The sequence below is a fragment of the Candidatus Planktophila sp. genome (assembly GCF_044348745.1).
Taxonomy (GTDB): Bacteria; Actinomycetota; Actinomycetes; order Nanopelagicales; family Nanopelagicaceae; genus Planktophila.
In genome coordinates, this window is record NZ_JBIKSG010000034.1 from 1 (window position 1) to 10,412 (window position 10,412).

The following is a 10,412-nucleotide window of genomic DNA, read 5'->3' on the forward strand; positions in this document are numbered from 1 at the left end:
ATGTTTCACCAATGAGCCGAGCTAACGCTCTCGGAAACTTCTTAGGCTCAATCGGTGAAGGCACAAAGTTTTCTTGGCGGATCTCACCGAGATATCAGGATTCTTTTAATCCTGATCCTTTAGTTGTGAATTTAGGTTCAGATCCCAGCGACACGATTGTTGCAACGGGTAGCTTTGTTCAAAACTTTGTAATTCCAATGAAGTATCACAAAATTAAAATCGTAGATGCAGAAGGCACACCTATTGCAAATGCCAAGTTGGTCTTAACTGTTGGTACTGATGTTGAGTCATCCACCATTGATGTGGTGGTTGCACCTAACCTGAAGCCTTTTTCAGGTAGCTGGACTGGGCGTGCTGTAACAGATGCCAATGGCTGGGCAACAGTTCCTGGAGTTGCCACCCTGCTCCCTGCAGAGGGTTCCTTAAATGTGACTCCAGATGCGAACTCTAGATATGTGCCGCGTGTAGCAAAAATGATTGCAGGCACCGATGCCAGCACGGTAGTTGTCTTGGCAATTAAGCCACCAGTTGTTACCTCATTTTCAAAGACAACGCTAAAGCCAGGTGAGAACATGATTGTCACAGGAAACTACTTCCTGGGTGCAACCTCTGTGACCCTAGATGGCATCTCTGTTCCCTACACAGTCATTGATGACACAAGTATCAGTATTGCAATTCCTTCCAACGCTAGATCTGGCAGTGTCCAGATTAAAAACGGCGGGGGATCTAGTCCGCTCAGTGGCTCAATAGTTATTGACACCACACCTTTTGCAATTACCTCAACAACACTTCCAGCTGGTGAGCAAAAGGTTAACTACACACATACCCTGATTGCCTCAGGTGGTGTTGGCGCACTCACCTGGACACGCACTGCCGGCGGTCTACCAAATGGGCTATCACTTTCTTCCACAGGTGTTATTTCAGGAACTGCTCTGCAAGCTGGTAAGTGGAGCTTTACCGTCTCTGTTAAAGATGAGATCAATGAGATTCGCACACAAAACTTCTCCATTGAAGTAAGTGCAGATCCCACTGCAATCCCAGGCGCTGTTGGCACAACAACTGCCTTTGCAGCAGGTAGTTCAATTAACATTTCCTGGAAACCAGCGCTGTTAGATAATGGCAATCCCATCACTGGTCATCAAGTTCAATCATCTATTGATGGTGGTAACACCTGGACTGTGGCAATTGCTAACACAAACAGTCCAGCCCTTAGCGCATCCTTTAAAGCAGTAGGTGGGCAGCGATACTTTGTTCGAGTAGCTGCAATAAACGCTGCAGGTATTGGTCCATTTGAGATGACAGCAGGTCCTGCAGTTGTCATGGTCGCACCTGGCATTGTCTCTAACGTTGCAATATCAACTGTGGGGGATAAGGGAAGAGCCACCTGGGATGCACCTGAACAAGATGGTGGCAGCCCAGTTATTGATTACAGAATCCGTGTTTCTACAGATCTAGTCAATTGGTCCACAGTCATAAGTCGCACAGGAAACACAAGTACATCTGCAACCTTTAATCTGCCTGACTCAAAGTCTTACTACGTCCAAGTTGCTGCAATTAACTCCATCAACATCGGACCATATAAGAACACAACCACCAGGATTCAGGTGTTACCAGTAGTTGTGCCAGCACCAACGGCAGCGGCGACCCCAACCCCAACACCAACTGCCACCCCAACACCTACTCCAACACCGACAGCGACGCCAACGCCAACTGCGTCAGCAACTCCAACACCGACAGCGACGCCAACGCCAACTGCGTCAGCAACTCCAACACCGACAGCGACGCCAACGCCAACTCCAACACCAACTCCAACCCCTTCTGCAACACCAGCTCCTGATCTCTATGCTGGATTAGAACCAGTGTTGAGTGCTGTTAGTCGCACCAAAGATGGCTTTGTTTTCTACATTGATAACTGGAACTCGTCCTATACCTATCGTGCAACTACTTCATCTGGCGTTGTAACACTGGGTAGAGGACGATTGGGAAGAATGCCTGTGACAGTTACAGGACTAGAACCAGGGGAGGCTGCAACTGTTGATATTGCTTCATCAAGAACTGGATACATCACCGAAACTGCAAGTAAGCGTGGTGTGGCAAAGATTGCCTTTGGACTAACAACAAGGTTTGGCACACCAACCTATAGAACTAGCGCAATGAGTTTTATTGTAAAGATCTCTAACTATGATCCTAGATATGAGTACGACATAACAAGTAACTACGGAACCTTAAGCATTGGGACACCGGTTGGATCTACTCTCACCTTGACTGTCACAGGCTTGAACTCAAGGACCTTGCGCAACACAAAGATCTCAGTCACAACCTCAAGAACTGGATATGCCTCAGTTACTTCTAGCTTTACAAGCTAAAGCGGTCCTTAGTTCTTCTGCTCCCTTTAGTGGTGACTAAGAGTTACAGAACTTGAGAAATCCGTAGCCGTCGGAATCTGTCCATTTTCCTACGAGTGCTTCAAGCTTTTCCACTTCATCTAGGAACTTTCGTGAGACAACATAGAAATTGGCAGCCGCCGCTGGATCATTCTTATCATTTGGGCCGATGCCATTGTTGTAGAAGTCTGCGAGGTCTTGGAAAAAGATGGCATCTTTACCCGTTGCCTTGGTTATTTCGCAGACGCTTGCCTTTAGTTCAGCAATTCGTGCGTCCTTAGCTTTATCAGCCGCTGAAGGCGCACTTGAACATCCTGAAAGCAAGAAGACAAGCGCTAGAGATAATGCACATAATTTCTTCATTTAACTACACTCGACTTCAGTGAAAGTTGTACTGGTATTTGAGACTTCGTGTGAATATTGAAGTTTCATTCTTACAATTTCTCCAGCACTGATTTCACTTGCCGAGTCGCTCGCATTGTCATAGACGACTCCATTTTTTCCTGAATTTCCGGAGATGTAGACGCTCGAACAATACTTACTAGATACAAAATCAAATGTGAAACAACGTCCATAAGATGCACATTCTCCGTTATTTTTTCTGTAGGCAGCAAATGGATTCTCACTAAACTTGGTAAAACCAGATGGCACCCAGGACATGTCATCCACAGCAGCCTGGTATGCCTTGCGTTCTGCTTCTGCTGCAGCAGCTCTTGCCTCTGCAAGGGCAGCGAGTCTGTTCTCTTCTTTAACTTGGGAATACTTGTTAAAGCCGACAGAACCGCCAGTTACTAATAACACTGCGATTATTGCTATAACCAGAATTTTTCGTTGCTTGAAAAGAGTTGGTGTGTAGCTACTCAGTTGAGTTACCGTGCTGGGCTTCTTAACTTCTGCCCTTTGGATCACTTCAGCGGCCGCAGGCAAGTCCTTGCCGCAAAAACGACATAGCTTGGCCTGGTCTTTAATTTCCTCAGCGCAGAAAGGACAAATCACAGTTATATCTCCCAACGATCTCTCACGGGGATGGCATTCCCAACCTCGAATGAGGAAAATTTAACTCATAACTTTGCCACTGAACAGATTATCGCCCCACAATTTGCGGGTTATTCACCGGCAAGTAAGAAAGCGGCATGGGCAGAGATGAGTCCAAAGGTGTTTTGGGCGTGTTGCCAATAAAGGAGCCCAGTCGGAGAGGAGCATTGCCCACATACAGCCGCTTTGGCTCTGGACTGATTACGGGATCCACATAGGAGATGAGAATGAAACTACCAATGATGTTGAAAACAAGCGCTGTCTTTCTGGCGTTAGCAATGGTCACAACATCCTGTGGTGCTTCAAATTCAGAGCCAAGCTTGCAAGAGCTTATTGATCGCGTCTGCAATGTTATGGAACCCATTGGCTATGACTTCACCGATGAAACAATTCAAGCCTTAAGTGAATCTGTGCAGCGCCAACTACTAGATGACATTGCCGAAATAGAGAAGATCGCACCATCTCGACTTGAGGTTCCGCTAGCAACTTTATGTAGTTAGGGTTTAGGGCACCAGAGTTAAGATCGCATGTAGAACAATCTCGCCAAGGGAGATTTTATGAGTTTTTGTGAGCAATGTGGGAATGAACTTTCTGCTGAAGCAAAGTTTTGCAGTAAGTGCGGTAATGCCATCGGTAAGCAACCAGCTGCTGTACTTGTAGAAGAAGTTAGCACCTTCAAAAACAGAATCTCTTGCCAAGAAGCACTTGGGGGAGCAGATAAAAGTAAAGAATACGATGCGCTCTCAATTCGCCCTTATTTTAATGATTTGCTCCGTGAGGACGCCATAGGTGGGGCGCTACTTGGCGTAACTCCTCCCAACAATAAGGGTGAAGTGGGCCATTTCGGAAATGGTTTAATGGATGTGCTGCTCACTCAAAACTTCATTGCAATTGCAAGTAAGCATGGTAGCCCAAGAGATAACAAAGTTTACGGATGGAAGAAGAGTTCTGGATACCCATGGGGAATCATATTTCCGATTTCAGAATTGAGTAGCGTTCAGCTAAATAAGTGCAGTTGGAAAATGAATTTTTCCAACGGAAATGTCCAAGAAACCGAGTATTGGTATTTGGTGATAAAGCTTAAGAACCAAGTTATGCCTTCAGGAAGTTCTGGATGGTGGCCCTTAGATCTATCAGCGTATCCTGATCGCAAATCCTTCAAGTATGGATATAACGCCGAACTGAATCCATGCCCTAAAGCGTTGTGGCAACCCAAAGAGCGTTCGCTATATCCTGATGCTGGAGAAGGTGCTTGGTATATAGGTCTGCCTTTTGACGACAATTGCGATTTTCCTGCCAGAAAGAAACTAGCTACCGCATTAGGTAAGGAGATTAGTCACTATCCAAACTTTAGAATCGAAGAAAGCGCTGTCATCACTTCTAACACCCATCATCAATTGGTTGGTGTCACAGCAAGGACCCAAGGCTTCGCATTTTCAATGTTTGAAATGGAATAGTCGTAGTTTGATTCAGTAAGGGTTTAACCACACCTACTGTTGTGAGCATCTGAAAAAGCATCAGCCTCTTTGCCAGGACGCTCTAGAACATACTCACCACACACCTGACAGAGCGCGTCATAGAAATAGACTCTGAGATCTTCCATCCAGGTGAAGTCAAAGATGAAAGCCACAACAACTGGTCCAAACTCAGGCAGTGCTCGATGCCCTTTAGCTCGGTGGGCTGCATCTAATGCAATTTCTTCTAATCCGCTGACTTCGTGGGCAGCATTTTTTGGTATGACTAAACCACATGTGCAGTGCCATTGCTTGCCTGCATAATCAACATATGCGAAGTGCCACTTTTGTCGTTGCCAGGAATCTAAATTGGCGTAGTGCAACCACGCTTTATATCGGCCATAACGGGCCATCCCAACTGCAGTATCCATTTCTTCATGTAGCTCTGTGAGTAACTCTTTAGTGACGCTCACATCAACATATTTCTTCTTTGCTTTTGCCATGACAAACACAGTCCTTACTGGACCTCACATAAAAGAGACCCGCTACTTCTGGCGGTGTCTTTCATCGCCAGCAGGTCTTCCTTCAGACCACCGTGCGCGAGTTGCGCGGTTGGTACTAAGCAAGCCGAAGGGCTTAACGCTTAGATTCATTGACCTAGGTAAAAGATAGCAGGCAACTCTGACAAGTCATATTTAGGAGAAGTCGTTGGGTAAGCCCAGATTCCAGGGAACAAGAGTTCACGTGAGGTACCCTAAAGAAATGAGCGTCTTTGACATAATCTTCATTTGCTTCATTGGTAGTGGACTAACACTTACTTTAATAACTATCAGACAGCGAAAAGCCAATAAGTATCTTAAGGATTTAAGTAGTGCGACCAAAATAATTACCGACAATGAGTATTCGGAAATTGGAATTGCGATACGCGCTGGAGAATATTTGGTTAAATGTCCTGATTGCGCTGAGTTTATTAAACTTGAAGCAAATGTTTGCAAAAACTGCCATCGAGATGTGGCCACCTTCACTCAAGGCAAAAGAGAAGAACTAGCTAGTGTTTCCGAACTAAAGACCATAGCAAGACAATCTAAAGATGCGGCTAATAAGTCAACAGGGATAAGGTTTGCAGTAGTGATATTCGCGATCCTAGGTAGTTATTTGTTGTTTAATTTTGTTTCTACGGCCATTTCGAACAATAAAACAGAAAACTCAATTTCGGATAGAACGAGTGCAATTGATGCCGAATACTCTAAATGGAACTCAGCGGTGACGAAGTGCGGTTATGCTTTTGATATAACTAAAGACTATGCGGTCGATGCTCCTCTCCAAAATCTTTATATTGGGACACAGTTTCCCATCAAAGAAATGAAGACATTTTGGAGTACCGATCAGGGTAAGGGACTTGATTGCTTCTCAACTGCAATTTATGGCTTAAGGCTGTCGGACTATTTCTCCGTAAATGAAACTGATGCCCTCGCCTTCGAGAGTCGCTACTTATACGACCGAGTTTTTACAGATGCTTCGATCAAAGGCGTGACTGGGCAGAAGAATGCTTTCTATAATGCGGATGTAACTCAAAGTTTAGAATACAACGTTTATACCATTTCGTTATACTGGAACGTTTCTGGGTTTTAGTTTCCGTAAATGGCGCTTGTAGTCAATTCATTGACCTAGGTAAAAGATAGCAGGCAACTCTGACAAGTCATTTCTAAATTGTGGCGTTTGGTCAGATCAGTTCCTAGGGCTCTGCGAAATAGCGTGAGGTACCCTAAAGATATGAGTCGTTGGCAAGATGATGTAACCGCCGAAGAGTGGGAGAGCTGGCAGCGCATTGCCCAAACCGCCTCTCGCGGCCGAAACCGCAGTAGTTATAACAGCTCTCAAGATCTTGCTTCAAATGTTATGGAGAAGCTTGTACAGGCAGAGAATCGTCCAGAAAATGTAGAGGCGTGGATTAGGCGTGTAACAACAACTACCTATATCGATATGTGGCGAGCGCGCTCTAAATTTAGCAAAGTAGATATCGATAGTGATCAAAACCTGGAGGATGGATTTTTCTTACGTCAAATATCTGAAACCTTGATGGGGCCAAAGACTGCCTACATGCTTCAAGAGTCAGTCAACGAGATCCTTGGTTTCTTATCTGACAAGCACCAAAAACTGGTCTTGATGTATGCCGCAGGCTTTACGCCCACAGAAATAGCCGAAGAGCTGGCATATGCCAGCCCACAGGCTGTTTCTAATCAGCTGCGCCGCATCCAAGAACAGATCAAAACTCACATGGAAAGCACCGACCGCTACAACCTCTAGTCTTTTTTGCACTGGCAAATTTGTCAGTGGTGCCCGCTACTTTGGGTATATGTCAGTTACGCACCGTCACCTCGCACGCGCGATCGGTCCTGCCTTCTAACAGTTAGCTCTGCCCGCACACCCTGGGGCCCGATGCTCGGATACCGAGCATAAATACTTTTGCAATCTTGATTACTTTGCCCCCTCCAAATACGTCTTACATAGTAGAGGCCCAAAAAACCTGAAACTTCCAACGAAAGGAAACGCAATGAACGTAAAAGCAATACTCGATATCGACCTTGTAGCACTGGAGTCCACAGAAAAGGTCACCATGATGCTTGATATGACAGCACCGATTACCGATGCTGCCAAGTCTCGCCCCGGACAAGCTGTGGAAGTTGTTCTAGACCGCAGTGGATCTATGACAGGCGCAGTCTTTAACTCTGCCAAGGAATCAATCCTTAAACTAATTGAGCGCCTGGCACCGCAAGATTCATTTGGTTTGATTGCATTTGATAACCAAGCACTCATCATCGCTCCTATGCGCGCCATGGCAGATCACGATATGCCAGCACTTAGAAAAGCAGTACGTGAGATGCAGACAGGTGGCAATACAGATATCTCTGCCGGATACACCATGGGTCTGCGCGAACTAGCACGTGCCACAGCAGATGCTGGTGCAACTCTGCTTCTGATCTCTGATGGCCATGCCAACAGTGGTGAGCAAGATCCAGCTGTGCTGGCACAGATTGCAACTACACATGCAGCTAACAAGGTCACTACTTCTACGATCGGTCTTGGCACAGGCTATGACGAGAAGATCCTGGAAGCTTTGGCACAAGGTGGCAATGGCGCACATCGCTTTGCCTACACAATCGATGAAGCAATCGGTGCGATTGCGGCAGAGGTGGATGACCTGCTGGAAAAATCAGTAGTAAACGCGGTCATGCGCTTCACGCCATCGCCACTACTCACAACTAACCCACGCATTGAGATCTTGCAGCGTCTGCCTCACTTTAAAGAAGGTGACACCTACGTGGTCCAGCTCGGTGATCTCTATGCGGGGGAGAACCGCCGCTTTGTAATCGACATCGAAGTACCAGGCATGCCTGCACTTGGCCTTGCAACCATTGCTGACATCACTCTGGAATACCTTGATGTGGCAAAGATGCAAGAGATCACCGTCTCTATGCCGGTCCAAGTAAACGTTGTCCCAGATGATGTTGCTAAAGGTCGCCTGGCAGATCCTGTCGTGCGAGCAGAGCGTTTGATCCTGACAGCACAGACTGAAAAGGCAACCGCTATTGATGAGCTGCGAAACGGCTTGAACAAGGAAGCATCATCACGCTTGAAAACAACAGCAGAGAAGTTGCGCCGTGAAGCCAGCACTATCCGCGTCACAGATGAGCGCACAGCAGAGTCACTTCAGTTGATCACATCTGAGGCTGATGAGATGGATGTATTAGCAAAGTCAGCTGAGTTTGATGATGTTGCTTACTCATCTAAGCGCCTGAATGAAAACTACTCTGAAAAATCTCGCGCTCGCATGATGCGTAATCGCGATGAGAATCCAAAAACCCAAGATGACTACCTCAACTAAGGAGAATGCAATGACACTAAACACAAATCATTATCCAGCGGCTCTCTTTTCAGAGATCCTTCCCAATCTATTTCAAGGAGGCACAGATGATAACGACGTCATCCACGTCGCTCACAGTAGCTACAAGCGTCGCAGTGACATGCCGTTCGACTCCATCGTCACCATGTATGCATGGGCCCGACCTGCAGATTGGAGCGTGCAAGAACTTCGTTATGGCATCCCAGACAATCTCATTTCAGATATCGACCTCAACCGACTCCGTAAAGCTGTTGATTTTGCTCACCAGCAATGGAAATCCGGTGATCGTGTTCTCATCCGCTGCCAAGCAGGCCTAAACCGTTCCGGGCTTGTCACAGCACTTGTCCTGATCAAAGAGGGCTATAGCCCAGATCAAGCAATTGATCTGATCCGCGCCCAGCGCGGAGAAGATGCACTGTGTAACTCCCAATTCGAAAAGTGGTTACTGAGCAGCGCAGCTTCATTTATCAATCCACCATCTTCACTATCTGCCTAAGGAGGACCACATGAGCAAGAAAGTCACACTGGTTCATTCACCTGAGTATGCCAACTGGTTCTTCTCAGAGGATCACCCAACGCAGGGGCGGCGCTTTATCAACGGCTATAACGCAATCGTGAAGGATCAACAGATCCTGCAACCACGGGCTGCAACAAAAGCAGAGCTATCTCGTGTGCACAGCACTGAGTACATCAAGCAGGTCACAGAAGAGTTCAGCTGTGGTGAGTGGAGCGGAGCGCGCGAAGATCTCGCGCGCTTTGCCACACTTTTTGCTGGTGGCACCTTGGTTGCACTAGATGCACTTCTTAGTAAGGAGGCAGATGTTGCTATCCACCTACCTGCTGCAAAACATCACGCCCAATACGATCACTCATCTGGTTTTTGTGTCTTTAATGATTTTGCTTTAGCTGCAGATATTGCAACTAAAGATCATGGTCTAAAAGTTGCCATCATTGATGTCGATGCTCATCATGGCGACGGGGTTGAAAACCTCACTCGTGAGAATCCAAATGTTCTAACATTTTCCATCCATGAGCAAGGAATCTTTCCTGGCACAGGCAACGCTGATGAACCAGAAAACAATGTGTTTAACTTTCCGTTAAATGCAACAACTGGCACAGGCGATGGTGGGCTGTTGGCTGGGATCAATAGATTCATTCCCATTGCACAAGATTTCACACCAGATCTTCTCTTCATCACATCAGGTGCTGATGGTTTGGCAGAGGATCCACTGACTAACCTGCAATACAGTCTTGAGGGATATGCAGCAGCAGCTAGGTTCTTGGCTAAAGCATTTCCTGACACACCAAAGCTGATGGGTGGGGCAGGTGGGTACTTGCCTGACACTGGCACGCCAGAGGTGTGGGCTGCGGTTGCAGGGGAGATATCTAGGTAATTTGCGCTCAGCCTTACCCGAACACCTGTTCGAATTATGTGTTACTCTCCGCTTCCCCCTAAAACTGCCCAAAGCTGACCCCAAGGCCTCAGAGCAGATTTGTCAGTGACGGTCAGTAACTTCTCCACCAGTCAGAAGCACCAGTGTCTATAGGAAAGGATCCGGTGAGCGCCGAGAATAACGAGCACAAAGCCCAAGAGCAGGAACTCTGGGACCGTATGAGCACGACCGAAGGTCGAGA

General features: G+C 46.7%; 11 protein-coding genes and 1 riboswitch. Of the genes, 8 read left to right on the forward strand and 3 right to left on the reverse strand.

Annotation, left to right across the window (positions count from 1 at the left end; translation table 11 throughout):
- The coding region (locus AC9UH7_RS05405) for a fibronectin type III domain-containing protein (protein ID WP_509596020.1) at positions 1-2,366 on the forward strand (2,366 nt) is incomplete at its 5' end.
- Positions 2,367-2,402: 36 nt separating this feature from the next.
- Here AC9UH7_RS05405 and AC9UH7_RS05410 read toward each other — a convergent pair.
- A complete protein-coding gene (locus AC9UH7_RS05410) occupies positions 2,403-2,747 on the reverse strand; it encodes a hypothetical protein (protein WP_509596022.1) in 345 nt (114 codons plus the stop codon).
- Entirely contained in the window at positions 2,748-3,380 is a 633-nt protein-coding gene (locus AC9UH7_RS05415; RefSeq protein WP_509596024.1) for a hypothetical protein, read from the reverse strand.
- 266 nt (positions 3,381-3,646) lie between these two features.
- Here AC9UH7_RS05415 and AC9UH7_RS05420 point away from each other — a divergent pair, with 266 nt between their 5' ends.
- On the forward strand, positions 3,647-3,919 hold the full coding sequence (locus tag AC9UH7_RS05420) for a hypothetical protein (RefSeq protein WP_509596026.1): 273 nt from the start codon (positions 3,647-3,649) through the stop codon (positions 3,917-3,919).
- A 57-nt stretch (positions 3,920-3,976) separates the two neighbouring features.
- On the forward strand, positions 3,977-4,876 hold the full coding sequence (locus AC9UH7_RS05425; protein WP_509596027.1) for a zinc ribbon domain-containing protein: 900 nt from the start codon (positions 3,977-3,979) through the stop codon (positions 4,874-4,876).
- A gap of 23 nt (positions 4,877-4,899) precedes the next feature.
- Here AC9UH7_RS05425 and AC9UH7_RS05430 read toward each other — a convergent pair whose 3' ends face one another.
- Positions 4,900-5,376, reverse strand: coding sequence for a hypothetical protein (locus tag AC9UH7_RS05430; protein WP_509596029.1), 477 nt, complete (start codon positions 5,374-5,376; stop codon positions 4,900-4,902).
- Positions 5,377-5,412: 36 nt separating this feature from the next.
- Positions 5,413-5,531: riboswitch (SAM riboswitch) on the reverse strand.
- A 104-nt stretch (positions 5,532-5,635) separates the two neighbouring features.
- Here AC9UH7_RS05430 and AC9UH7_RS05435 point away from each other — a divergent pair.
- From AC9UH7_RS05435 to AC9UH7_RS05455, 5 genes are all read left to right on the forward strand, one after another.
- Complete coding sequence (locus tag AC9UH7_RS05435; protein WP_509596031.1) at positions 5,636-6,505, forward strand: hypothetical protein; 870 nt, start codon at positions 5,636-5,638, stop codon at positions 6,503-6,505.
- 141 nt (positions 6,506-6,646) lie between these two features.
- Positions 6,647-7,180 carry an RNA polymerase sigma factor gene (locus AC9UH7_RS05440; RefSeq protein ID WP_509596033.1) on the forward strand — a complete coding sequence of 178 codons (534 nt, stop codon included), beginning with the start codon at positions 6,647-6,649 and terminating at the stop codon, positions 7,178-7,180.
- Between the two features lie 247 nt (positions 7,181-7,427).
- On the forward strand, positions 7,428-8,759 hold the full coding sequence (locus AC9UH7_RS05445; RefSeq protein ID WP_509596035.1) for a vWA domain-containing protein: 1,332 nt from the start codon (positions 7,428-7,430) through the stop codon (positions 8,757-8,759).
- 10 nt (positions 8,760-8,769) lie between these two features.
- Complete coding sequence (locus tag AC9UH7_RS05450) at positions 8,770-9,273, forward strand: protein-tyrosine phosphatase family protein (protein WP_509596037.1); 504 nt, start codon at positions 8,770-8,772, stop codon at positions 9,271-9,273.
- Between the two features lie 10 nt (positions 9,274-9,283).
- Positions 9,284-10,171 (forward strand): arginase family protein, encoded by an 888-nt coding sequence (locus tag AC9UH7_RS05455; protein ID WP_509596039.1) that lies wholly within the window; start codon positions 9,284-9,286, stop codon positions 10,169-10,171.
- The last annotated feature ends 241 nt before the right edge of the window (positions 10,172-10,412 follow it).